Raw genomic sequence first — 24,043 nt, 5'->3', positions numbered from 1 at the left:
TGTCGCGCACCTCGTCGAGGCTGGGCACGTTGCCGGGCGCGGCGATCTCGCTCATCGAGCGCAGCGAGGCGCTGACCTGTTCCTGCATCTTCGCCTGCTCGAGCTGGCTGAGCAGCTTGGTGCGCTCGGCGATCTTCTGCTGCAGCACCATCGCGTTCTGCTCGACCGCCTTCTTGGCCTGGGCGGCCGCGCTCAGCGCCTGGTCGTGCAGGGTCTTGAGGTCCTCGACGCTTTGCTCAGCGGTCACCAGCTGGGCCGCGAACGCCTCGGCGGCGTTGTTGTACTCGGCGGCCTTGGCGGCGTCTCCGGCGGCGGTGGCCTGGTCGGCCAGCGTCAGGGCCTGGCGGACGTTGACCTGCAGCTTTTCGATGTCGGCGAGTTGCCGGTTCAGCCGCATCTCGAGTTGGCGCTGGTTGCCGATCACCTGGGCGGCCTGCTGGGTCAGCGCCTGGTGCGTGCGCTGCGCCTCCTCGATCGCCTGCTGGATCTGCACCTTGGGGTCGGCGTGCTCGTCGATCTTCGCGTTGAACAGCGCCATGAGGTACTTCCACGCTTTGACGAACGGATTGGCCATGAGTGAGCTCCACCTTCGCTTCGTATAGGCCGGATGGTCCCGGGATGGGCCGACGCTTGTCGCTCAATTTAGTGGGTCGGCGCCGATCGCCCTACCCCTAGCGGTCGATCGTTGCCGCCGGTGTGGCTCAGGCGATCGCCAGGGATGCCACCGGCGGGATGACGACCTTGGTGTCGGCGTCGATGCTGGGGCCGCGCAGCCCGTCGGCGGGCGCCCCGTGGGCCACGCGTTCGCGGGCCCGTTCCTGGCCGGCCATCCGCTCGCCGGCGTCGGTCAGCACCGACGACAGCGGGACCTGCAACGCCTCGCAGATCGCGTTGAGCAGCTCGCTGGACGGCTCCTTGCGGCCACGCTCCACCTCGGACAAATACCCAAGGCTCACTCGCGCCGAATCGGAGACCTCGCGCAGCGTCCGGCCCTGCGTCATGCGGGCCTCACGCAGCACGTCGCCGATGACCTCGCGCACTAATGGCGGCATTCCTGCCCTCCTTCGTCCAGTCAGCCCGCTCGGCGCGAATAGGCCGCGACTGCAGGCGCTCAAAAGGTGAAACGCGGGCGGCGGGGCGTTGGTTCCCGTTCGGCGACCGCAGAATCAGTCGGACGTCCGGCGCACTTCCCGCACGGTCGACACCACGTAGTCGATGCCGGTGACGATCGTGAGCACGATCGCCACCCCCATCACCACCGCCGCCGCCACCCGCAGCGGCCCCGACAGCGGCAGGATGAACAGGCCGATCGCCACCACCTGCACCACGGTCTTGACCTTGCCGCCCCAGCTGGCCGGGATGACCCCGCGGCGGATCACGGCGAGCCGCAGCACGGTCACGCCGAACTCGCGGGCCAGGATCACCACGGTGACCCACCAGGGCAGGTCACCCAGCATCGACAGGCCGATCAGCGCCGAGCCGACCAGCGTCTTGTCCGCGATCGGATCGACGAAGGCCCCGAATTCCGTTGCCATGCCGTAATTGCGGGCCAGCAGGCCATCCAACCGATCGGTGATGCAGGCGATCGCGAAGATCACGAAAGCCACGATCCGAAAGGCGAACTCGTGACCGTCCTTGGCGAACAGCGCGAGCAGGAAGATCGGGACCAACACCAGCCGCAGCAACGTCAGCGTGTTGGCGAGGTTTGCGATGTGGACGCGGCCCGGCGGTCCGGTCAACGGACCCGTTTGCGGCTGCCCCGACACCGCAACAGAATAACTGTTGACCAGCGCAGCCGTCCCCGATGCCGATACTGTTAGCCGTGACCGATAGTTCGCAGGACTGCCTGGTGCGACGCGCGCGAACCTCCGACGTCCCCGCCATCAAGCAGCTCGTCGACACCTACGCCGGCAGGATCCTGCTCGAGAAGAACCTGGTGACGCTGTACGAGGCCGTCCAGGAATTCTGGGTGGCCGAACGCGAGGGCGCCGTGGTCGGCTGCGGTGCGCTGCACGTGATGTGGTCCGACCTGGGCGAGATCCGCACCGTCGCGGTCGACCCGGCGATGACCGGCCACGGCATCGGCCACGCGATCGTCGACCGGCTGCTTGAGGTCGCGCGCGAGCTGCAGCTCAAGCGGCTGTTCGTGCTCACGTTCGAGACGGAGTTCTTCGGCAAGCACGGGTTCACCGAGATCGAGGGCACGCCGGTGACCGCGGAGGTGTTCGAGGAGATGTGCCGCTCCTACGACATCGGTGTCGCCGAGTTCCTCGACCTGAGTTACGTCAAGCCCAACATCCTGGGCAACTCCCGCATGCTGCTGGTGCTCTGACTCGCCGAGCGTGACATGAGGCGGGAAATCGGCCGAAATCTCGCCGTGGGTGCACGTTCGGCGCAGGGGGCTAGTCGTCGGGGTCGCCGCCGTCGGCGTCGGCGCCGCCCCGGATCAGCGCCAGCGTTCCGGCCAGCTCGTCGGGCTTGACCAGCACGTCGCGCGCCTTGGATCCCTCGCTGGGCCCGACGATGCCGCGCGTCTCCATCAGGTCCATCAGCCGGCCGGCCTTGGCGAAGCCGACCCGCAGCTTGCGCTGCAGCATCGAGGTGGAGCCGAACTGGCTGGACACCACGAGCTCGACCGCCTGCAAGAACACGTCCATGTCGTCGCCGATGTCCGGGTCGACGTCGGTGCGCTCGCCGGTGGGCTTGGCCGTCGTGACGCCCTCGGTGTATTCGGGCTCGGCCTGGTCCTTGCAGGCCGTGACGACGGCGTGGATCTCCTCGTCGGTGATGTAGGCGCCCTGCAGGCGCAGCGGCTTGCTCGCGCCCATCGGCAGGAACAGGCCGTCGCCCATGCCGATCAGCTTCTCGGCGCCGGCCTGGTCCAGGATCACCCGGCTGTCGGTGAGCGACGACGTCGCGAACGCGAGCCGCGACGGCACGTTGGTCTTGATCAGGCCGGTGACCACGTCGACCGACGGGCGCTGGGTGGCCAGCACCAGGTGGATGCCCGCCGCCCGGGCCTTCTGGGTGATCCGCACGATGGCGTCCTCGACGTCGCGGGGCGCGGTCATCATCAGGTCGGCCAGCTCGTCGACGATCGCGACGACGTACGGGTAGGGCCGGTATTCGCGCTGGCTGCCCAGCGGCGCGGTGATGGCCCCCGACCGCACCTTTGCGTTGAAGTCGTCGATGTGGCGCACCCGGGAAGCCTGCATGTCCTGGTAGCGCTGCTCCATCTCCTCGACCAGCCAGGCCAGGGCGGCCGCGGCCTTCTTCGGCTGCGTGATGATCGGGGTGATCAGGTGCGGAATCCCCTCGTACGGGGTCAGCTCCACCATCTTCGGGTCGATCAGGATCATCCTGACCTCCTCGGGCGTGGCCCGGGTCAGCAAGGAGACCAGCATGGAGTTGACGAAGCTCGACTTACCCGAACCGGTGGAGCCGGCGACCAGCAGGTGCGGCATCTTGGCCAGGTTGGCCGAGATGAAGTCGCCCTCGATGTCCTTGCCAAGCCCGATCACCAGCGGGTGGTGGTCGCGGCGGGTCGACGGCGCGGTGAGCACGTCGGCCAGCCGCACCATCTCCCGGTCGGTGTTGGGCACCTCGATGCCGACGGCGGATTTGCCGGGGATCGGGGCCAGCATGCGCACGCTCTCGGTGGCCACCGCGTAGGCGATGTTCTTCTGCAGCGCGGTGATCTTCTCCACCTTCACGCCCGGGCCCAGCTCGACCTCGTACCGGGTGACGGTCGGCCCGCGGGTGCAGCCGGTGACGGCCGCGTCGACCTTGAACTGGGTGAGCACCTCGCTGATGGCGTCGGCCATGACCGTGTTGGCGGCGCTGCGCTTCTTCGGCGGGTCCCCCGCCACCAGCAGGTTCAGCGAGGGCAGCGTGTAGGGGCCCTCGACGACCCGGTCGACGATCTCGGGCGGCTTCTTGGCGCGACGGCGGCTCTTCCCGATGGCCGGCTCCGGTGTGGTGGGGATGTCGTCCTCGTTGTCCCGCAGGGCAGGGGCCGGGTCGGCCGCCGGCCAGGCTTGCGGCTCGTCTTCGGGAAGCGAGCTCTCGTCGTAAAAGTCTTCGGCCACAGCGGAATCCGCGTAGTCGTCATAGTCGTCGTACTCGCCGTATTCGTCGTCGCCGAGCAACCGGGCGCCGAACATGGCGCGGACCGCGTCGGGCACCTCGCGGATCGTGGTTCCGGTCAGCAACAGCAGGCCGAACATGAAGCCGATGAACAACAGGGGCGCGGCGATCCAGGCCGTCAGCCCGTCCGACAGCGGGCCGCCGATGGCGAAGCCGATGAATCCCGCCGCGCGGCGGCGCGCCTCGGGGTCTTCAGGCGAACCGGACCACAGGTGCCGCAGGCCGAGCACCGACAGCGCGATCAGGGTGCCGCCGAGGATGAGCCTCGGGCGCGCGTCCGGGTTGGGCTGCGTGCGCATCAGCGTCACCGCCACCGCGGCGGTGACGACCGGGAGCGCCAGCACGCCCGCACCGATGAAGGTCCGCAACAGCGTGTCGACCCATGCACCGACCGGTCGGGCGGCGTTGAACCACGAGCTCGCGGCGACCACGACGGAAAGGCCGAGCAGCATCAGCGCGATCCCGTCGCGGCGGTGTCCCGGGTCGATGTCGCGGGCCCGCCCGATCGACCGGGCCGCGCCGCCCGTGCTGCGCGCGGCCATCAGCCAGGTGGCGCGCAGGGCGCGCCCGCCGGTCAGCCCGGCGGCCACCAGCAGCGACTGGTTGCGCCGTTTCGCGGGCCTGCTCGGCCGCTTGCGGGGTGCCGCCGGCCGCGCGCGACCCGACCCACTCCGCGAAGTGGCCTTTGACCTGCTCGTTCGAGCTTTGGAGCGGGCCGCGGTCTTATTAGCCATGTCGGCAAGGGTAGTCGCACCGACATCATCTACACCACCCGCCACACTGGTAACGGTTTGGCCATGTGACCCATCTGACGGGTGGTCCAAGGGGCCGCGTGAGTAGGGTGGACAACCGGTGACCCAGGTAACAGAGCCATGCACGTCACCCACCCCGTACGCCCCAGGAGGCCCCAGCATGCCCGTCGTCGTCGTTGCCACCATGACCGTCAAACCGGAATCGGTCGACACAGTCCGCGACATCCTCACGCAGGCGGTGGAGGAAGTGCACAACGAACCGGGTTGCCAGTTGTACTCACTGCACCAATCGGGCGAAACCTTCGTTTTCGTCGAGCAGTGGGCCGACGAAGAGGCGCTCAAGGCCCACAGCACCGCCCCGGCCATCGGCAAGATGTTCGGCGCCGCCGGCGAGCACCTGGCCGGGGCGCCGGACATCAAGATGCTGCAGCCCGTGCCCGCGGGTGACCCGGACAAGGGTCAGCTGCGGTCCTGATGACCCGGCCACTCGAGGGCAAGGTCGCCTTCATCACCGGCGCGGCGCGCGGCCAGGGTCGCGCGCACGCGGTGCGGCTGGCCTCCGACGGCGCGGACATCATCGCGGTCGACCTGTGCGACCAGATCGCCAGCGTCCCCTATCCGCTGGCCACCGAGGAAGACCTGGCGCAAACCGTCAAGCTGGTCGAGGACACGGGCTCGCGCATCGTGGCCGCTCGTGGCGACGTGCGCGACCGGGCGTCGCTGTCGGCCGCCCTGCAGGCCGGCCTGGACGAGTTCGGCCGGCTCGACATCGTCGTCGCCAACGCCGGCATCGCACCGATGCAATCGGGTGACGACGGCTGGCGCGACGTCATCGACGTCAACCTCACCGGCGTCTACAACACCATCAAGGCCGCCATCCCGACCATGGTCAAGCAGGGCACCGGGGGGTCGATCGTGCTGATCAGTTCCAGCGCCGGGCTGGCCGGGGTGGGCAGCCCGGACGCCGGTTCCGTCGGCTATGCGGCCGCCAAACACGGCGTGGTGGGGCTGATGCGGGTATACGCGAATCTGCTTGCAACACAGTATATTCGGGTCAACTCGATACACCCCTCGGGTGTCGAGACCCCGATGATCAACAACGAGTTCACCCGGGAATGGCTGGCCAAGATGGCCGCCGCGACCGACACGCCCGGAGCCATGGGCAACGCGATGCCGGTGGAGGTACTGGACGTCGAGGACGTCGCCAACGCGGTGGCGTGGCTGGTGAGCGACCAGGCGCGCTACATCACCGGCGTGACGTTGCCGGTCGACGCCGGCTTCTTGAACAAGTAGTCGAATGCCACGAAACTCCGCCGCGCAGACCGCCTTTGGGCCGATGGTGCTGGCGGCCGTCGAACAGAACGAACCACCGGGCCGCCGCTTGGTGGACGACGACCTGGCGGAGCTGTTCCTGCCGGCGCCGCTGCGGTTGCTGGTGGCGGCGACACGCGCCCGGCCGGTGCGCCGCCTGATGATGCGCGGATCGGAGTGGTCGGGCCGCGGGCTGTGGGCGAACCTGGCCTGCCGCAAGCGTTTTATCGGCGACAAGCTGGCCGAGGCGCTCGACGGCATCGACGCCGTCGTCATCCTCGGCGCCGGACTGGACACCCGCGCCTACCTGCTGACACGGCAGATTCGCATCCCCGTGTTCGAGGTCGACCTGCCCGTCAACGTCGCCCGGAAGGTGAAGACGGTCCGACGGGTGCTGGGCGGCCCGCCGATGTCGGTCCGGCAGGTGGCGTTGGACCTGGAGCGCGACGACCTGCTGACGGCCTTGGCCGAGCACGGCTATCGCACCGACTACCGGGCCTTTTTCATCTGCGAGGGCGTCACCCAATACCTGACCGAAGCCACCGTCCGGCGGACGCTGGAGGGGTTGCGCGCGGCCGCGCCCGGCAGTCGTCTGGTATTCACCTACGTCCGGCGCGATTTCATCGAAGGCAAGAATCGGTACGGCACTCGTACGCTCTATCGCAGCGTCCGGCAGTTGTGGCGCTTCGGTTTACAGCCCGAAGAGGTCGGCGCGTTCATCGGGGATTACGGTTGGCGACTGCTGGAGCAGGCCGGCCCCGACGAACTCGTCCAGCGCTACGTGGAGCCGACCGGTCGCAAACTCAAGGCCTCGCAACTGGAATGGTCGGCCTACGCGGAGAAGCTTTAGCCCCCCGCCTCACCTCCCGCGCCGCGACACATAATCGTCTGCGATGACACGCCGCTAAGCGGCGCAGCGGTTTATGTTTCGCGGGGCTCAGACCTCGATGACCGTCGGCACGATCATCGGTTGCCGCCGGTAGGTCTCGCCCACCCACTTGCCGACGGTGCGGCGCACGGCCTGCGCGATGCGGCCCGGGTCGGTGATGTTGTCGGCGGCAAGCAGTTCCAGCTCCGCCTCGACCCGGCGCCCGGCGGGTTCCAGCGCCTTGGGGTCCTCGGAGAACCCGCGTGAATGCAGGTGCGGCGCGGCCACCGGACGCCCGGTGCCGCGCTGGACGACCACCGTCACCGCGACGAAACCCGACGACAGGATCAGCCGTTCGCCGAGCGTGATGTCGCCGACGTCGCCGCTGATCAGCCCGTCGACGAACATCTTGCCCACCGGCACCGCCCCGGCGATCGACGCCGTGCCGGCGACCAGGTCGACGCTGACGCCGTTCTCCGCCAACAGGATCGACTCCTCCGGCACCCCGGTGCTGGCCGCCAGCTTGGCGTTGGCCCGCAGCATCCGCCAGGTGCCGTGCACCGGCATGACGTTGCGCGGCCGCACGCCGTTGTAGAGGAACAGCAGCTCACCGGCGTACGCGTGACCCGAAACATGCACCCGGGCTTGGGCATTGGTGACGACGCGGGCCCCGATCTTGGCGAGCTCGTCGATCACGCCGTAGACCGCCTCCTCGTTGCCGGGGATCAGCGACGAGGCCAGCACGATCAAATCGCCCGCCGTCAGCGTGATGCTGCGATGCTCGCCGCGCGACATCCGCGACAGCGCCGACATGGGTTCGCCCTGGGTGCCGGTGGTGATCAGCACCACCCGCTCGGGCGGCATCATCTCGGCCGCGCCGATGTCGATCACGTCGGAATCGGCCACCCGCAGGAACCCGAGCTCGCGAGCGATGCCCATGTTGCGCACCATCGAGCGCCCGACGAAGGACACGCGGCGGCCCAACGCGACCGCGGCATCGATGATCTGCTGCACCCGGTCCACATTGGAGGCGAAGCATGCCACGATGACGCGGCCCTCGGCGCCGCGGATCAGGCGGTGCAGCGTCGGCCCCACCTCGCTCTCCGACGGCCCGACGCCCGGGATCTCGGAGTTGGTCGAGTCGCACAGGAACAGGTCCACACCCGCGTCACCGAGCCGGGACATCCCGGGCAGATCGGTGGGCCGGCCGTCGAGGGGCAGCTGATCGAGCTTGATGTCGCCGGTGTGCAAGACGGTTCCCGCGCCGGTGTGCACGGCGATGGCCAGCGCGTCGGGGATGGAGTGGTTGACGGCGAAGTACTCGCACTCGAAGACGCCGTGCGTGCTGCGCTGCCCCTCGGTCACCTCGACGAACACCGGCTTGAGCCGGTGCTCACGGCATTTCGCCGCCACCAGCGCGAGGGTGAACTTCGACCCGACCACGGGGATATCGGGGCGCAGCTTCAACAGGAACGGGATGCCGCCGATGTGATCCTCGTGCGCGTGGGTCAGCACCAGCGCCTCGATGTCGTCGAGCCGATCTTCGATCAGGCGCAAGTCCGGCAGTATCAGGTCCACCCCGGGCTCGTCGTGGGTGGGGAACATCACCCCGCAGTCGATGATCAGCAGCCGACCAAGGTGCTCGAAAACCGTCATGTTGCGGCCGATTTCGCTGATGCCGCCCAGCGCGGTGACCCGCAACCCACCAGTGGTCAAGGGACCAGGGGGGGCGAGGTCTACATCCACTTACCGGCCACCCTCTGCCTCACCGCAGCACCGAGGCCGCGCGCATATCGGCGGCCAGGGCATCGATCTGCTCGGGTGTGGCCGGCATCTGCGGCAACCGGGGATCGCCGACCTCGATGCCCTGCAGGCGCAGACCCGCCTTGGACAGCGTCACGCCGCCCAGCCGGCCCATCGCGTCACACAACGGGGCGAGGGTGCCGTTGATCTTGCGGGCGGTGGCGATGTCGCCGGATGCGAACGCGGACAACATCTCTCGGAGCTGGCCCGCGGCCAGATGCGAGATCACGCTGATGAATCCGGTGGCGCCCATGGCCAGCCACGGCAGGTTCAGCGCGTCGTCGCCCGAGTAGTAGGCCAGTCCCGTCTCGGCCATGATCTGGCCGCCGCCGTGCAGATCGGCCTTGGCGTCCTTGACGCCGACGATGTTGGGGTGCAATGCCAACGCGCGGAGCGTGTCCGCCTCGATCGGCACCACCGACCGCGGCGGAATGTCGTAGAGCAGCACCGGCAGCTCGGTCGCGTCGGCGACGGCGGTGAAGTGCGCGATCAGCCCGCTCTGCGGCGGCCTCGAGTAGTAGGGCGTGACCACCAGCAGCCCGTGGGCGCCCTCGGCCGCGCAGGCCTTGGCCAGCCGGACGCTGTGCGCGGTGTCATACGTGCCCGCGCCGGCGATGACGCGGGCGCGGTCGCCCACGGCGTCCAGCACGACGCGCAGCAGCTCGCGCTTCTCGTCGTCGGTGGTGGTAGGCGACTCGCCGGTGGTTCCGGAGACCACCAGGCCGTCACATCCGGCGTCTACCAGGTGGTTCGCCAATTGGGCGGCGGCGGCGGTGTCCAGCGAACCGTCGGGAGCGAACGGTGTCGCCATCGCCGTCAGCACGGTTCCCAACCGGGCCGGGGCGTCGAATCCGACGGTGCTCACGGTCTTTAGGTTACCTGGCGGCGGCAAGCTCTTTAGCAACGGCGCGGGCCGGCGCTCCGGTCGGTCGCGGGCGCACGGGCAGCCACACCAGCCCCACTCTCCCCCGCAGGTCCGGGTATCGCCGAAGTGCCCGCCTCCGAGCGACAACGGCACGGGAGCGGTGGCCGCGGCCCGAGGCCGCAGTGACGGCTGAGGCTCAGGCTTCGGTCGCCAGCGGGCTGGTGGCCACCTGGGTCCCGTCGGCCAGGGTCGAGATCTCGAAGTCGGCGAACACCGCGGGCGCGGCGTCCGCGAGCTGGCGCAGGCATTCGATCGCCAGCCGCCGGATTTCCACGTCGGCGTGCTCGCTGGCGCGCATGGCGATGAAGTGGCGCCAGGTCCGGTAGTTGCCGGTCACGACGATGCGGGTTTCGGTCGCGTTCGGCAGCACGGCCCGAGCGGCCTGCCGCGCCTGCTTGCGCCGCAGGATGGCGTTCGGCTGGTCGGCGAACTTGGCCTCCAGCCTGGCCAGCAGGTCGGCGTAGGTGGCCCGGCTGGCGTCGGCGGCCTCGGTCAGGATGCGCTGGAGTTCGGGGTCGTCTTCCATGCCCGGGGGCACCACGACTTGCGACTCACCCTCGGGGACGTAGCGCTGCGACAGCTGGGAGAAGGAGAAATGCCGGTGCCGGATCAGCTCGTGTGTGAGCGAGCGGGAGACGCCGGTGATGTAGAACGAGACGTTCGCGTGCTCGAGCACGGAGAAATGCCCGACGTCGATGATGTGCTTGATGTAGCCGGCGTTGGTCGCGGTCTTGGGGTTGGGCTTCGACCAGCTCTGATAGCAGGCCCGGCCGGCGAATTCGACCAGCGCCGGCCCCCCGTCGGCGTCGGTGGTCCACGGCACGTCCGGCGGCGCCAGGAACTCGGTCTTGGCGATCAGTTGCACGCGTAGCGGCGCGGTCTCGGCCACGGCGCTCACCTTAACGTGGTGACCGAATCGGGAGCTCACCCGATATCAGCAGCGGCAGCAGCGCGTCGCGGAACTCGGACAACCGCGCGCTTTCGGCGCGGCGCGCGTGGCACAGCGCGCCCAGGCCGGTGATCGCCTCCAATCGCGCGGCGGGCAGGTGCCGGACGTCGGGGACCCGCACCTCCAGCAGATCGCGCGGTTGGATCCGCTGATGGCTGCCCGACGTGCCGGCGACCCGGCGTTGCAACCATGCGGAGACCTCCGGTTGCCGCACGGCCGACCACAGGGTCGACGCGTCCACCCCCACCGGCAGCAGGACGACGAACTCGCTGCTGGCCAAGGCCATTTCCGACGGCAGGCGGGACACGTTCCAGATTCGCGGGATCCGCGGATTGAGCTTCGCGAACAACACGCACGGCCCGGGCAGCAGGAATTTGCCGCTCCTGACGGAGTCGGCGGTCACGACGCGGGGTTTCGCCCCGTCGTCGAACGCCGGAAGGCTGAAATGCGCGACCACGTCGTCGAAGTCGGCCACGTCGAGGAATGCCGTCGACCGGCTCGCCAGGCTGGACACTGGCACGCGCTCGCGGACCGACCCGGCCATGGCCACCATCAGGTTCTCGGCGGCCCCGATCACCCGGTGATTGGCCGAGATCTTGTCGTCAAGGGCGCCGAGCATTTCGGCGATCGCCCCGCGCTGCGGCGCCGCCACGCTGTGCACCGCGACGTCGCGCAGGATTCTCTTGCTCAGCAGCGGCTGTCCCGATCCGGCCCGGTGGTCGCCCAGGCGGCAGGTTTGCATCGCGTAGTACCAGTACCGCGTCTCGCGTGGGTCCTTCGCCCGGCACACCAGTGCGTTCTCGGTGACCCAGGCGTCGGAGTCGCAGTACCGCAGGCTGCCGCACTGCGACCCGACGCGCCCGAGGACGATCAGCGGGCCGGCCGCGTTGTGCTCGGCGGCATAACCGATGGTCCCGTTGGCGCCGTAGACGCGAACGCGTCCGCCCGGCGCCGACCGAGGCGCCCTGCTGCCGGTGCCGAAGTCCAGGTGGTCGCCCAGCGTGGTCTTCACCGCAGGCGCTCCAGTTGTTGGCGCACGACGCCGTCCAGCCGTGCCGATTCGTCCAGCGCCGCCAGCAGGTCACCCGTCAGCCCGGCGATCCTCTCCTCGACGGGCTCGCCGTCGTCCTCGGCCGCCGGCGCACCGACATAGCGACCGGGCGTGAGCGGATAGCCGGCGGCCGCGATGTCGTCGAGCGACACGGACGCGCAGAATCCCGGAACACCCTGATAGGTAACGCCTTTCGCGGCGGCGGATTCCGACCCACGCCACGCGTGATAGGTGTCGCCGATGCGGACGATCTCCTGGTCCGTCAACACCCTTTCGGCGCGCTCGACCAGGTGGCCGAAGCCGCGCGCGTCGATGAACAACACCTGACCGGACCGCTCGCCCTTGTCCGTGTCGAAGAACCACAGGCACACCGGTATCGAGGTGCTGCGGAACAGTTGCGCGGGCAGGGCGACCATGCACGACACCAGGTCGGCATCGACGATCCGTGCGCGAATGGCGCCCTCTCCCAATGTGTTCGAGGACATCGAGCCATTGGCCATCACCACGCCGGCCTTGCCGCCGGGGGCCAGTTTGGACAGGATGTGCTGAATCCAGGCGTAGTTGGCGTTGCCGGCGGGTGGGACGCCGAACCGCCAGCGGGGGTCGCGCTCGTCGCGGGCCCAATCTTTTATGTTGAAGGGCGGATTGGCCATCACGTAGTCCATTTGCACGCCCGCGTGCAGATCGTCGACGAACGTGTCGGCCCACCGCGCGCCCAGCCCCGTGTTGTCGACGCCGTGCACGGCGAGGTTCATCTTCGCGATCCGCCAGGTCTGCTCGACGCTTTCCTGCCCGCAGATCCTCACTCGCGCGGGATCGCCGTCGTGTTCGGCGATGAACCGCTCGGTCTGCACGAACATGCCGCCCGAACCGCAGCACGGGTCATACACCCGCCCGCCCGACGGTTCCAGCGCCTCGACGAGCACCCGGACCACGCTGGGCGGGGTGAAGAATTCGCCGCCCCGCCGCCCCTCTGCGCGCGCGAAATTGGCCAGAAAGTACTCGTACACCTCGCCCATCAGGTCCCGCGCGCGGCCCGGCTCGCCGAATCGGGCGGCGTCGAGCAGGCGCAGCAGCTCCCCGAGCCGGCGCCGGTCGAGGTCCTCGTAAAACCGCGGCAGCGCCGCCGCCGCCATCGCGTCATCGACGAGCCGCCCGATGTTCGGCGATTCCGCGTTGGCCACCAACAACTTCCACTGGTCCGCCGCGGCGTGCTTGAGGTAGACCAGCCCGAGGATGACGTCCTTGTACTGGCCGGCCGACAGGGAGCCGCGCAGCTTGTTGGCCGCATTCCAAAGCGTGTCCTTGAGCTGTTTGTCCGTCGCCCGCATCAGCTGACCGCCCGCAGGTCGGCGGCCAGGTCCCCCCGGGTCGCGACGCTGAATCCGCTCAGGCTCAGCCACGAAGCCATCGACCGCAGTTCGCCGGCCAGCGCCTCGACCGCGCGGGACCGCGGCGCGTCGGGTTCGCCGAAGGCGCCCATGACGCGCAGCGTGTCGGCGGTCCGGTCGGCCTTGAGGTCGACCCGGGCGACCAGTTGCCCGTCCATCAGCAGCGGCCACACGTAGTAGCCGTACTGGCGCTGGGCGGCCGGCGTGTAGATCTCGATGCGGTAATGAAACCCGAACAGCCGCTCCACCCGAGGCCGAAAGAAGATCAGCGGGTCGAACGGACACAACAGCGCCGTGCCGCGGTCGGCGCGGGGCACCGCCCGGCCGGCGCGCAGGTAGGCCGGCGCGGGCCAGCCGTCGACCTCGACCCGCTCGATCTCCCCCGCGGCCAGCAGGTCGGCGACGGCCGGCTTGACCTGCTGGGCCGATAGCCGGAAGTAGTCGCGGATGTCGGCCTCGGTCCCCACGCCCAACGCGGTGGCGGCCCGCAACGTGAGTTCGCGGACGGCTTCCTCGTCGTCGACCTCCCGCGCCAGCACGGCCGCCGGCAGCACGCGTTCGACCAGGTCATAATGGCGGGCGAAGCCCACCCGCGTGGCCGTGGTGAGCACACCGGCGGCGAACAGCGCCTCGGCGACCCATTTGGTGTCGCTGCGGTTCCACCAGGTGCCCTTCTTGCGGCGCGGCTCGGCGGCGAGGTGCGCCTCGATCTGCCCGGCGGTGCTGGGGCCGAGTTCGGCGACGGCGGCGACGATGTCGTCGGCGAGTTGGGGGTTGGCCTTGACGATGTGGGTGCCCCAGCGACCGTGGCGGTATTGGCGCATTCGCCAGCGCAGCAGCGGCCAGTCGTCGACGGCCACCAGCGCGGCCTCGTGCGCCCAGTATTCGGCCAGCAGCCGCGCCGGGCGCGGGCCCCAGGCGGCGCGATCCAACACGTCGCGGTCGTAGGGCCCGAGCCGGCTGAACACCGGCGCGTAGTGGGCGCGCACCGCGACCGAGACCGAATCAAGTTGCAGGACTTGAATTCTGGATATCAACCGCTTCAGGTGAGCGCGAGTGATCGGACCGGCGGGCGGCGGCTCGGTAAAACCTTGGGCGGCAACGGCGATTCGCCGGGCTTGCGCGGCCGACAGCCTGCGGGTCGGGATCGACACGGCGCCGAGAATACCGGCCGGGTGCGACAACCCTCGGCGGCGACGCGGCGCCGCCCGTCCGTCCGCCCGTTCGAGGCGGGCTAACCCGTGCTGACTTTGCCGTCCAACGGCACGACGACGCTGGGCTCCGGGGCGTTCTTCTGCTCCTGGTAGGCCGACTCGAGCGCGGCCGGAACCGCTTCGAGGTCGCGGAACACGCCCATCAGCTGCTCGAGGACATGGATCCGTTGCCGGATCGCCTCGTCCGCCGCGCGCTGGGCCTGCTCACGATAGTGATCGGCCTCCCGTTGCGCGTCCCGCCACGACTTGTCGATCGCCGCTTCCGTTTCGGCGCGCATCTCGGCCAATTCGGCGTCGAGCTGCTTCTTTGCTTCTTCGTAATCGGTTTCCATGGCTTTTCGTTGCTCGGCCATCTCCGCCAACTCCTCTTCGTGCTTTCGCTGCGCGGCCTGGACCTCGGCCTCGGCCGCGGCGATCATCGCGTCCGCCTCGCTGCGCGCCTCGGCCTGCATCTCGGCGACCTCGTCGACCGCGCGGCGCAGCATCTGCGCCATGCGGCGCTGCACCGCGTGGGGGGAGGGCGAGGTGTCGGTGAGGACGGCGACCTCCTTGCGCAGCGCGGCCGTCTCGTCGCCGGCCGCCTTCAGCCGGCTCCTCAGGTTCTCGACGTCGTCGAGCAACAACTGCTGCTTGGTGGTCAGCATCTCGATGTGGGCGTCGACCGCGGACGGATCGTAGCCCCTGAAAATGCGCGTGAACGCTCTCGTGGGTTCGGTTATCACTGCCAATTCCCCCTTCTGGCAACGTGTGGTGACCTGGTGAGACCGACCCCCGCGTCCGAGTATGTCACGGTCGCGGAGACCGACACTCATGCCCGACGGTAGCTGTGCAGGCGGTACCGCAACCCCGTGCGGCTGACCTGCCACTCCCCCGTCTCACCCAGCCAGCTGTCGTCGAGCACCGGCGCCAGCGCGTCGTCGTCGTCGCGCCGCAGGTCGACTTCGACCTCGGTGACCTCGCACCGCGTGGCGCGCGGCAGCGCGAGCAGATACACCTGCTCGCCGCCGATCACCCAGGTCTGCGGCTCACCCTCGCATTCGGCGAGAGCCGCCTCGAGCGATCCGGCGATCTGCGCGCCGTCGGCAACGAAATCGCTCCTTCGCGAGAGTACGACATTTTTGCGGCCCGGCAGCGGCCGGACCTTGCTCGGCAAGGACTCCCATGTGCGCCGGCCCATCACGACCGTATGCCCCACGGTCAGCTCTTTGAACCGGATCAAGTCCTCAGGCACCCGCCAGGGGATGTCGCCGCCGCGACCGATGATGCCGGATGTCGACTGAGCCCAGATCAGCCCGAGTTCGGTCATACCGCGACCGGCGCTTTGATCGCCGGATGCGGATCGTAATTCTTGACGACCACGTCCTCGTAGGTGTAGTCGAAGATCGAATCACGCTGCGCCAGTACCAGTTCCGGGTAGGGGCGGGGCTCGCGACTCAGCTGGGTGCGCACCTGCTCGACGTGGTTGTCGTAGATGTGGCAGTCGCCGCCCGTCCAGACGAACTCGCCGACCGCCAGGCCGGCCTGGGCGGCCATCATGTGGGTGAGCAGCGCGTAGCTGGCGATGTTGAACGGCACACCGAGAAACAGGTCGGCGCTGCGCTGATACAGCTGGCAACTGAGCCGACCGTCCGCCACGTAGAACTGGAAGAAGGCGTGGCACGGCGGCAGCGCCATCTGCGGGATCTCCCCGACGTTCCAGGCCGACACGATGATGCGCCGCGAGTTCGGGTCGGTGCGCAGCAACTGAAGCGCCGCGCTGATCTGGTCGACGTGCTCACCGGTCGGCGTGGGCCAGGATCGCCACTGCACGCCGTATATCGGCCCGAGATCGCCCGTCTCGCTTGCCCATTCGTCCCAGATGGTGACCCCGTGCTCGTGCAGCCAGGCGACGTTGGAGTCGCCGCGCAAGAACCACAGCAACTCGTAGATGACCGACTTGAGATGCACCTTCTTGGTGGTCAGCAGCGGGAAGCCGGCCGACAGGTCGTAGCGCAATTGCTGGCCGAACAGGCTGCGGGTCCCGGTGCCGGTGCGGTCGGATTTGGCCGTGCCCCGTTCGAGCACCAGGCGCAGCAGGTCCTCATAGGGCGTCGGGATCGGCACGCGGCCAGCTTAGCCGCGGCGGCCGGGAGTAAAACGGAGGCCATGCCGCAATTCACCGACTCCATCACCACCGCCGACGGCAGCTGCCCTGTCGGCCTGTTCACGCCAGCGGGTCCGGGTCCCTGGCCGGGCGTAATCATGTACTGCGATGCCGGCGGGGTGCGTGACACCTTCGACGAGATGGCCGCCAAGCTGGCCGGCTTCGGTTACGCCGTGCTGCTCCCCGACGTGTATTACCGCAGCGGCGACTGGGCCCCGTTCGACATGGGCACCGTGTTCGGCGACGAGCGGGAGCGCAGGCGGCTGTTCGGCATGATCGGCAGCCTCACCCCCGACAAGATCGCCGGCGACGCCGTCGCGTTCTTCGACTACCTGGCGGCCCGCCCGGAGGTGTCCGGGCAACGCTTCGGCGTGTGCGGCTACTGCATGGGCGGGCGGGCGTCGCTGATCGTCGCCGGCCGGGTACCCGAGCGCGTCGCCGCCGCGGCGTCGTTCCACGGCGGTGGCCTGGTGAGCGACGCCGCGGACAGCCCACACCTGCTGGCCGACCGGATGAGCGCGACGGTGTACGTGGGCGGCGCCAAGGACGACGCCTCCTTCACACATGACGACGCCGAACAGCTGGACAAGGCGCTGACCGCAGCCGGCGTGCAGCACACCATCGAGTGGTATCCGGCCGGCCACGGGTTCGCGGTCCCGGACAACGCGCCGTACGACCCCGTCGCGGCCGAGCGGCACTGGCAGGCCATGACCGAGGTCTTCGGTTCCGCGCTACCGCGCTAACCCGTCGAGCAGCAACGACGCCGCCGCCATCGCCCCGTCGGTACGGATCTTGGTGGCCACGACGCCCGCCCGCGCACCGGTCTCCGGCGCGAGGACGGTCTTCAGGGCGACCGTCAGCGACCGGGCGGTGGGGGCCGGGCCGCCGTGCGCGATGCCGATGCCCAGCTCCGCCACCCGGCCGGCCCAGTACGGCTGGTCGGCCCCCTGCGGCACCAACACCTGCGGCGCGCCGGCCAGCGCGGCGGTGGTCGTGGTGCCCGCACCGCCGTGGTGCACGACGGCCGCGACCCGGGCGAAGAGCGCCCGGTGGTTGAGCTCACCGACGGCCAGGCAATCGTCCCGGTCGTCTATCGGGGTCAGGCCGGACCAGCCGCGGTAGAGAATCGCCCGGTGGCCCAGGGCGCGGACGGCCTCGACGACCGCGCGGGACAGGTCGCTCGCGGCGCGCATGGGCATGCTGCCGAAGCCGACGTACACCGGCGGCGGCCCGTCGTCCAGGAACGCCGCCACGTCCGCAGGCAACGGGCGTTCATCGCAGAGCAGCCACGCCCCCGTCTGGACCACGTCCAGCCCGCTGCCCTCCGGCCACGGGCCCAGGGTCGGATCCGCCGCCAGCCACGGCCGGACGGTCAGGGCGTGGTCGCGGATGTCATCCACCGGCGGCAGGCCCAGCGACGCGCGGTGGTTGTTGAGCGTCGTCCCGAACAGCGTGTGCATGTGCTGCGCGTCCATCTGCCACAACACCCGGTTGTCGATCGCGCCCGGCGGGATCTGGCCTGCGTACGTCGGGGGCATGTGGTGCGGTGACGGCAGGATCGTCGGCTGGTAGCTCACGTAGACGTAAGGGATGCCCAGGCGCTCGGCCACCGACCGCGCTCCCGCCGCCACCGGTGGAAAGCCGGTTGCGACGAGGAGGTCACAGCCGTCGGCCGCGTCGGCAACCGTGTCGAATTGAGCGGCGACGAGCCCGTCCAGGTGCCGGCGTAGGTCGTCCTCCGACGGCGTGAGCCCGGCCGCCCTGGCGCGCCATGAATCGCCGAATGGACTCAGCTCCAAGCCGATTCCGGCCAGCAGGTCCGCGAATTCCTGGTCCGGCGGCGCGCATACCCGAACTTCCGCGCCGTTCGCTCGCAACTGAACCCCGAGTGCCGCCAACGGTTCGACCGCCCCGCGCGAATCGTGAGTTGACAGCAACACCCGCATTCCGATGTTTTCACCTCCGCACGGCGCGGCCGGCCACGTCGTCGGGCCACCGCGGACCGACACTGTCTCACAAAACGGCGGCCCGCCGTGCGCGCCCATCTTCCAACGAGAAGCGCGCCCTCCCACGAATACAGCGGCGGGAAAACGCATTACACTCTCCCCCGACGGGCCGCGGGGAAAAAATCAATCCGAGCCCAACTATTTCGGCGGCAGGTCCACCAACTCGCCCAGCCGGGCGCGGTGGCGGTAGGCGGTGCCGAAGATCAACTGATCGCTCTTGGCCCGCTTGAGGTAGAGGTGCGCGGGATACTCCCACGTCATGCCGATGCCGCCGTGCAGCTGGACGCATTCCTCGGCGGCGTGCACGGCGACGCCGCTGCAATACGCCTGGGCAAGCGCCGCGGCGACGGCGGCGTCTTCGTCGGCGCGGGCACACGTGTCGGCGGCGTGGCGGGCCGCCGCCGTCGCGGCGCTGACCTCGAACCACAGATCGGCGAGCCGGTGCTTGATCGCCTGGTAGGAGCCGATTGCGCGACCAAACTGCTTGCGCTGCTTGGCATAATCCAGCGTGGTTTCGAAACACCACTGGGCGACTCCGAGTTGCTCGGACGCAAGCAGCGCCGCCCCCGTGCGCAGAGCCGCGTCGATCGGCCCGTCCGCAGGGCCGACGCGTGACGACTTTGCCGCCGAAAAGCTGAGGTCGGCAAGGGGTCTCGTCATGTCCAACGCCAGCAGGGGCGAAACTTCCACCCCCGCCGCGGTGCGCGAGACGGTGTGCAGCTCGGGCCCATCCGGGCCCGCGACCGGCACCACCAGCACGTCGGCCTCGGCGGCGCCGGCGACGCTCGTGACCGATCCGCTCAGCCCGTCCGCGCCGCCGGGGACGAGTCCGATCGGATCGCCGGGCGCGGTCGACAGCGGCACCGCCAACGCGGCGGTCAGCTCACCCCGCGCCAGCGCCGACACGGTCTCGGTATCGCCGGCGCGCAACAGCGCGACCGTGGCCAGCACCGCGCTGGACAAGAACGGCACCGGCGCGACGGCCCGGCCGATCTCCTCCATCACGACCGCGGCCTCGCGGGCCCCCGCGCCCGCGCCGCCGAGTGACTCCGGGACCAACAGGCCGGCGACGCCCAACTCGGCGGCCAGCGTCCGCCACAGGCCCGAAAAGTCTTGTGGTGTAGGGTCATAGGCGCGTGCGACCGCTTCGGGCGGGCAGCGGTCGGCGAACAGGCGCCGAACGCTGTCGCGCAGGGCGTCCTCGGTTTCGGAGTACAACAGGTCGCTCATCGCGGCAGGTCCTTCCAGGCGACGTCTTTGTCGACGCGGTGCTCACCCGGCAGCCCGAGGATGCGCTCGGAAATGGTGTTGCGCAGGATCTCCGAGGTGCCACCCTCGATCGAGTTGCCGCGGGCGCGCAGGTAGCGGTACCCGGGCTCCCGACCGACCAGGTCGACGACTTCGGTCCTGCGCATGGTCCAGTCGTCGTACTGCAGCCCCGCCTCGGCGTGCAGCTCGATGTCGAACCCCGAAATCGCTTGCGCCAATCCGGCGAAGGCCACCTTCATGCCGGCGCCTTCGGGACCGGGCTGACCGGCTTGGGCCTGCTGCCGCAGGCGCTCGCCGGCCAGCCGCAGGACCTCCGCGTCGACCCACAGCTTCATCAGCTCGTCGTGCATCGCGGGATTGCGCAGCCCGGGCTCGTCCCGCCACGCCTTGGTGACCTTCCCGATGATCCCGCCCTCGCGCGGTGTCCCGGCGCGGGTACCGATCGCGACGCGCTCGTTGTTGAGCGTGGTGGTCGCGACGCGCCAGCCGCCGCCGACCGGGCCGAGCCGGTTGGAGTCGGGCACCCGCACGTCGGTGAGGAACACCTCGTTGAACTCCGCCTCGCCGGTGATCTGCCGCAGCGGCCGCACTTCGACGCCGGGCTGCGTCATGTCGCACAGGAAGTACGTCAGGCCCGCGTGCTTGGGCACCGTCGGGTCGGTGCGGGCGACCAGGATGGCCATCTGCGCGTGCTGCGCCATCGACGTCCACACCTTCTGCCCGTTGACGATCCAGTCTTCACCCTCGCGGACCGCGCGGGTGGCCAACCCGGCCAGATCCGAGCCCGCGCCGGGCTCGCTGAACAATTGGCAATAGACCTGTTCACCGGTGAACAAGGGGCGCAGGAACTTTCGCTTCTGTTCGTCGGTGCCGAACGCCGCGATGGTGGGCGCCGCCATGCCCATGCCGATGAAGTTCTTGACGGTGCCGCCCACCGGCGCGCCCGCGGCGGCCAATTGCGCGTCGACGAGTTCCTGGGCCTTGCGCGGCAGGTCCAGCCCGCCGAAGCCGCGCGGCAGGTGCACCCAGGCCAGGCCGGCGTCGTACTGCGCGCCAAGGAATTCCCGCGGGTCGGTGGTGGCCGGGTCGTGCTCGTCGAGCAGCGCCTGCACCCGCGCCTTGAGATCCACCGCCAGGTCTTCGGTGGTCATGGCTAGCCCTGCGGCCGAGTTTGAAAGCCTTGTGCGGCGCCGAGTAGCAGCCCGCCGTCGATCACCATGGTCTCGCCGGTGATCCAGCTCGCGGCGTCCGAGACCAGGAAGGCCACGGCGCCTGCCACATCGACGGGCTCGCCGATGCGTCCGAGCGCTATCGAGGATGCCAGCGGATCCTCGTGGTCCTTCCACAACGCCTCGGCCAACCGGGTGCGCACCACCCCCGGGGCGATGGCGTTGACGCGGATTCGGGGCGAAAGTTCCAGCGCCAGTTGCTTGGTGACGTGGATCAGTGCGGCCTTGGTGGCGTTGTACAAGCCCATGGCGGGCGATTGGTGCAGGCCGCCGATGGAGGCAGTGTTGACGATCGCGCCGCCGTGCTCACCCATCCAGGCCTTGACGACCAGCGAGGTCCACAGCAGCGGGGCCCAGAGGTTCACGTCGAAGATCTTGGTGAATCGGGCGTGGTCCTGGTCGATCAGCGGCCCGTACGCCGGGTTGGTGCCCGCGTTGTTGATCAGAATGTCGACGCCGCCGAAACGCTCGCAGGTCAGGTCGACGCAGCGCCGGGCGGCGTCCTCGTCGACGGCGTGCGCGCCGACCCCCAGGGCGTTGCCGTCCACCTGTGCGGCCGCCTCGTCGGCCGCCTCCTGCTTGCGGGCGGTGAGCACCACGTTGGCTCCGGCCCCGGCGAGCTGCTGGGCGATCGCGAGCCCGATCCCGCGTGAGGCGCCGGTGATGATCGCGGTCCGGCCGGTCAGGTCCTGTGAGGTCATCGTGGTGCGCCTTCCGTCGCGCGAAAGCCAACGGTTTCCCGTTCGCTACATGGATGTTTTACACGTGTGGGTCGGTGGTATGCGACCCGCATGTTCTCGAAATTAACCCTTACGAAAAGACTGGTGATGGGCGGGGCTGCGGCCGCCGCAATCGCCGTTGCGCCGATCGCCATGACCGATTCCCCCGCTTCGGCACCCGCACCGTCCGCGGCGCCCTCCCACGTGGTCATCAAGGATGACCCGGGCGGCGGCGGTTGCGACGGCAACGGCAACTGTGGCTCCGGCGGACAGAACCAGGGCCCCGGCGGTGGTCCCGGCGGTCAGGGCTGCGTCCCGGGCGTCGGCTGCGGCTCGGGCGGCCAGAACGCGGGGCCCGGCGGCATTCCGGGCGGGCAGGGTTGCCTGCCCGGCGTCGGCTGCGGCGGCGGCCACGCCTGATCGGTTCGGTCACCGCGATCTCCGCGGCTCCCGGAGCCTCACAATCCAGGCCCGGGAGTCCGCGGGGTCGATGACGTCGTCGAGTTCGAACGTGGTGGCCGCCCGCAGCGCCTTGCCGTGGTCGTAGGCCGCGGCGACCAGCTTGTCGAATAGTTCCTGACGCTTGGCGGGGTCGCCCTCGGCGGCCAGCTCCTTGCTGAACCCGAGGCGCACAGCGCCCTCCAGTCCCATCCCGCCGATCTCGCCGGTCGGCCAGGCGACGGTGAATTGGGGCGCCCGGAAGGACCCCCCGGCCATCGCCATCGCGCCCAGCCCGTATCCCTTGCGCAGGATGATCATCCCGACCGGCACGGTCAGCCTGCGCGCCGAGGATGAACATCCGCCCGAATCGCCGGACCGCCGCGTCCTTCTCCGCGTCGGGCCCGACCATGAAGCCCGGGGTGTCGCACAGCGAAATCAGCGGCAGCCGAAACGATTCGCACAGCGCAAGGAAATCGCCGGCCTTGTCGGCGGCCTCGGCATCGATGGCGCCGCCGAGGTGATGCGTGCTGTTCGCGATCAGCCCGTACGCCGCGCCCTCGACGCGGACCAGCGCGGTGACTATGCCGACGCCGTAGTCGGGCCGCAGCTCCAGCACCGAGCCGGTATCGACGATCGCCTCGATCGCCCGATGAACGTCATAGGCGCGTAGCCGGTTCTGCGGCACCACATGCCGGGACAGCCGCGGGTCCGGAGCCGCCCAATCGTCCACGCCGCCCTGGAAATACGACAGATACTGCTTGGCCAGCGACACCGCGTGCGCCTCGTCGCGGGCGACCAGGCTGACGACGCCGTTGCGGCGCTGGACACCGATCGGGCCGATCGCCTCCGGCGGATATACACCGAGACCGCCGCCCTCGATCATGGCGGGCCCGCCCATCCCGATGTTGGCGTCCGGGGTCGCGATGATCACGTCGCAGACCCCGGCCAGCGCGGCGTTCCCGGCGAAGCACCTGCCCGACACGATCGAGATCAACGGCACCCGACCGCTCAGCCCGGCCAGCATCCGGAAGGTCGGCACGTCCAGCCCGGCGGCGCCACCCACGTCGGTGTCCCCCGGGCGGCCGCCGCCGCCCTCCGCGAAGAGCACCACCGGCAAGCGTTTTCGGACGGCCAGGTCGAACGCGCGGTTGGCGTGGTTGCGCATGCCTTGCGTGCCGGCCAGCACGGTGTAGTCGTAGGACACTACGACCGCCTCGGCCGCCGCCCGCCCGAAGCGGGCGGCGCCGATCGTGGCCAGCCCGGCGACCAGGCCGTCGGCCGGCGTGTTGGCGATCAGGTCTTCTTCGGAGCGGCGGCTGCGCTGTGCGGCGATGGCCAGCGCGCCGTATTCGATGAAGCTGCCGGGGTCGATCAGGTCGGCGATGTTCTCCCGCGCGGTACGACGGCCCTGCTTGTGCCGCTTGGCAACCGCGGCCTCGCGGCCCTCGTCGAGAGTGAACAGATGCCGTCGGCGCACCTCGTCGAGGTCGGCTCGCGGCCGATCGAGATCCGTTGCGTCGGCGGCGGAGTCGCCGCCGGCGCCGTCGCCGGTGCGGGTGAAGACCAGCAACGGGTCGCCGGTTCCGACCACCTGCCCGGGCGTTACCAGAACGCGGACGGTTCGCAGCGCGTCGGGGGCGGTGAGCACGTGCTGCATCTTCATCGATTCGAGGACGACGAGCTGACTGCCCGCACCGAAGTCGGCGCACTCGGGCGCCACCTCGATCACGGTGCCCGCCAGCTGCGCGCGCAGCACGTCCTCACCGGGATACAGCTCGACCGGCACGACGGGATCCGCGTGCCGGTGCGTCGCCGCGGCCGCGGCG

General features: G+C 69.7%; 23 protein-coding genes and 1 pseudogene. 6 read left to right on the top strand and 18 right to left on the bottom strand.

The window, feature by feature from the left end; genetic code table 11:
* The 3 genes from pspA to pgsA form a co-directional block, all read right to left on the bottom strand.
* Nucleotides 1–574: phage shock protein PspA (gene pspA, locus A9X05_RS12675; RefSeq protein ID WP_067781732.1), on the bottom strand; the 574-nt coding region annotated here is incomplete at its 3' end.
* A 127-nt stretch (nucleotides 575–701) separates the two neighbouring features.
* Nucleotides 702–1,052: a transcriptional regulator ClgR gene (gene clgR / locus A9X05_RS12670; protein ID WP_067747301.1), complete on the bottom strand. Its 351-nt coding sequence runs from the start codon at nucleotides 1,050–1,052 to the stop codon at nucleotides 702–704.
* Between the two features lie 114 nt (nucleotides 1,053–1,166).
* Nucleotides 1,167–1,766, bottom strand: a complete 600-nt coding sequence (pgsA, locus tag A9X05_RS12665) for a CDP-diacylglycerol--glycerol-3-phosphate 3-phosphatidyltransferase (protein ID WP_067747298.1) — start codon at nucleotides 1,764–1,766, stop codon at nucleotides 1,167–1,169.
* Between the two features lie 56 nt (nucleotides 1,767–1,822).
* Between pgsA and A9X05_RS12660 the strand changes: the two genes are divergently transcribed.
* Complete coding sequence (locus A9X05_RS12660) at nucleotides 1,823–2,332, top strand: amino-acid N-acetyltransferase (protein ID WP_197499045.1); 510 nt, start codon at nucleotides 1,823–1,825, stop codon at nucleotides 2,330–2,332.
* Between the two features lie 70 nt (nucleotides 2,333–2,402).
* On the opposite strand, the gene A9X05_RS12655 is transcribed toward A9X05_RS12660, so the two are convergent.
* Complete coding sequence (locus tag A9X05_RS12655) at nucleotides 2,403–4,880, bottom strand: DNA translocase FtsK (protein ID WP_082950495.1); 2,478 nt, start codon at nucleotides 4,878–4,880, stop codon at nucleotides 2,403–2,405.
* Between the two features lie 178 nt (nucleotides 4,881–5,058).
* On the opposite strand from A9X05_RS12655, the gene A9X05_RS12650 reads away from it, so the two are divergent.
* From A9X05_RS12650 to A9X05_RS12640, 3 genes are read left to right on the top strand one after another with little or no spacing between them, the layout of a single operon-like run.
* Nucleotides 5,059–5,373, top strand: a complete 315-nt coding sequence (locus A9X05_RS12650) for a putative quinol monooxygenase (RefSeq protein ID WP_067781730.1) — start codon at nucleotides 5,059–5,061, stop codon at nucleotides 5,371–5,373.
* The gene (locus tag A9X05_RS12645) at nucleotides 5,370–6,191 is read left to right on the top strand and encodes a mycofactocin-coupled SDR family oxidoreductase (protein ID WP_067269159.1); all 822 of its coding nucleotides are present in this window, start codon (nucleotides 5,370–5,372) and stop codon (nucleotides 6,189–6,191) included. Before A9X05_RS12650 ends, A9X05_RS12645 begins: the two co-directional genes overlap by 4 nt.
* Before the next feature lie 4 nt (nucleotides 6,192–6,195).
* Nucleotides 6,196–7,059, top strand: coding sequence for an SAM-dependent methyltransferase (locus tag A9X05_RS12640; protein ID WP_067781726.1), 864 nt, complete (start codon nucleotides 6,196–6,198; stop codon nucleotides 7,057–7,059).
* An 87-nt stretch (nucleotides 7,060–7,146) separates the two neighbouring features.
* On the opposite strand, the gene A9X05_RS12635 is transcribed toward A9X05_RS12640, so the two are convergent.
* From A9X05_RS12635 to A9X05_RS12595, 9 genes are all read right to left on the bottom strand, one after another.
* Nucleotides 7,147–8,823, bottom strand: coding sequence for a ribonuclease J (locus A9X05_RS12635; protein ID WP_067781723.1), 1,677 nt, complete (start codon nucleotides 8,821–8,823; stop codon nucleotides 7,147–7,149).
* A 19-nt stretch (nucleotides 8,824–8,842) separates the two neighbouring features.
* Nucleotides 8,843–9,745, bottom strand: coding sequence for a 4-hydroxy-tetrahydrodipicolinate synthase (gene dapA / locus A9X05_RS12630; RefSeq protein ID WP_067781720.1), 903 nt, complete (start codon nucleotides 9,743–9,745; stop codon nucleotides 8,843–8,845).
* Between the two features lie 196 nt (nucleotides 9,746–9,941).
* On the bottom strand, nucleotides 9,942–10,694 hold the full coding sequence (gene thyX / locus A9X05_RS12625) for an FAD-dependent thymidylate synthase (RefSeq protein ID WP_067747381.1): 753 nt from the start codon (nucleotides 10,692–10,694) through the stop codon (nucleotides 9,942–9,944).
* Nucleotides 10,695–10,704: 10 nt separating this feature from the next.
* Nucleotides 10,705–11,766, bottom strand: a complete 1,062-nt coding sequence (locus A9X05_RS12620) for a restriction endonuclease subunit S (RefSeq protein ID WP_067747284.1) — start codon at nucleotides 11,764–11,766, stop codon at nucleotides 10,705–10,707.
* Nucleotides 11,763–13,136 (bottom strand): N-6 DNA methylase, encoded by a 1,374-nt coding sequence (locus A9X05_RS12615; protein ID WP_067781717.1) that lies wholly within the window; start codon nucleotides 13,134–13,136, stop codon nucleotides 11,763–11,765. Before A9X05_RS12615 ends, A9X05_RS12620 begins: the two co-directional genes overlap by 4 nt.
* Nucleotides 13,136–14,380 carry a winged helix-turn-helix domain-containing protein gene (locus A9X05_RS12610; protein WP_197499043.1) on the bottom strand — a complete coding sequence of 415 codons (1,245 nt, stop codon included), beginning with the start codon at nucleotides 14,378–14,380 and terminating at the stop codon, nucleotides 13,136–13,138. The genes A9X05_RS12615 and A9X05_RS12610 overlap by 1 nt, the downstream gene beginning before the upstream one ends.
* A 50-nt stretch (nucleotides 14,381–14,430) precedes the next feature.
* A complete protein-coding gene (locus A9X05_RS12605; protein ID WP_067781714.1) occupies nucleotides 14,431–15,132 on the bottom strand; it encodes a cell division protein DivIVA in 702 nt (233 codons plus the stop codon).
* A gap of 86 nt (nucleotides 15,133–15,218) precedes the next feature.
* Nucleotides 15,219–15,716 (bottom strand): dihydrofolate reductase, encoded by a 498-nt coding sequence (locus tag A9X05_RS12600; RefSeq protein WP_067747278.1) that lies wholly within the window; start codon nucleotides 15,714–15,716, stop codon nucleotides 15,219–15,221.
* Nucleotides 15,713–16,513, bottom strand: a complete 801-nt coding sequence (locus A9X05_RS12595) for a thymidylate synthase (protein ID WP_067747276.1) — start codon at nucleotides 16,511–16,513, stop codon at nucleotides 15,713–15,715. Before A9X05_RS12595 ends, A9X05_RS12600 begins: the two co-directional genes overlap by 4 nt.
* Nucleotides 16,514–16,555: 42 nt before the next feature.
* On the opposite strand from A9X05_RS12595, the gene A9X05_RS12590 reads away from it, so the two are divergent.
* Nucleotides 16,556–17,296 (top strand): dienelactone hydrolase family protein, encoded by a 741-nt coding sequence (locus tag A9X05_RS12590; RefSeq protein WP_067781712.1) that lies wholly within the window; start codon nucleotides 16,556–16,558, stop codon nucleotides 17,294–17,296.
* Here the strand turns inward: A9X05_RS12590 and A9X05_RS12585 are convergent.
* The 4 genes from A9X05_RS12585 to A9X05_RS12570 form a co-directional block, all read right to left on the bottom strand.
* The gene (locus tag A9X05_RS12585; RefSeq protein WP_067781710.1) at nucleotides 17,285–18,499 is read right to left on the bottom strand and encodes a glycosyltransferase; all 1,215 of its coding nucleotides are present in this window, start codon (nucleotides 18,497–18,499) and stop codon (nucleotides 17,285–17,287) included. The two genes, A9X05_RS12590 and A9X05_RS12585, sit on opposite strands and share 12 nt — an antisense overlap.
* A gap of 198 nt (nucleotides 18,500–18,697) precedes the next feature.
* Nucleotides 18,698–19,789, bottom strand: a complete 1,092-nt coding sequence (locus tag A9X05_RS12580) for an acyl-CoA dehydrogenase family protein (RefSeq protein WP_067781707.1) — start codon at nucleotides 19,787–19,789, stop codon at nucleotides 18,698–18,700.
* Nucleotides 19,786–20,979 carry an acyl-CoA dehydrogenase family protein gene (locus A9X05_RS12575; protein WP_067781704.1) on the bottom strand — a complete coding sequence of 398 codons (1,194 nt, stop codon included), beginning with the start codon at nucleotides 20,977–20,979 and terminating at the stop codon, nucleotides 19,786–19,788. The genes A9X05_RS12580 and A9X05_RS12575 overlap by 4 nt, the downstream gene beginning before the upstream one ends.
* Nucleotides 20,980–20,981: 2 nt before the next feature.
* On the bottom strand, nucleotides 20,982–21,758 hold the full coding sequence (locus tag A9X05_RS12570; protein WP_067750805.1) for an SDR family oxidoreductase: 777 nt from the start codon (nucleotides 21,756–21,758) through the stop codon (nucleotides 20,982–20,984).
* A gap of 126 nt (nucleotides 21,759–21,884) precedes the next feature.
* Between A9X05_RS12570 and A9X05_RS12565 the strand changes: the two genes are divergently transcribed.
* On the top strand, nucleotides 21,885–22,196 hold the full coding sequence (locus A9X05_RS12565) for a PE-PGRS family protein (RefSeq protein ID WP_197499042.1): 312 nt from the start codon (nucleotides 21,885–21,887) through the stop codon (nucleotides 22,194–22,196).
* Nucleotides 22,197–22,205: 9 nt separating this feature from the next.
* Here A9X05_RS12565 and A9X05_RS12560 read toward each other — a convergent pair.
* Nucleotides 22,206–24,043 (bottom strand): annotated as a pseudogene (locus A9X05_RS12560) (carboxyl transferase domain-containing protein); the annotation flags it as partial.

It is taken from the genome of Mycobacterium sp. E3298 (genome assembly GCF_001666895.1).
Lineage (GTDB): Bacteria > Actinomycetota > Actinomycetes > Mycobacteriales > Mycobacteriaceae > Mycobacterium.
Note: the sequence above shows the minus strand (reverse complement) of the source record. Positions and strands in the feature narration are given on the sequence as shown.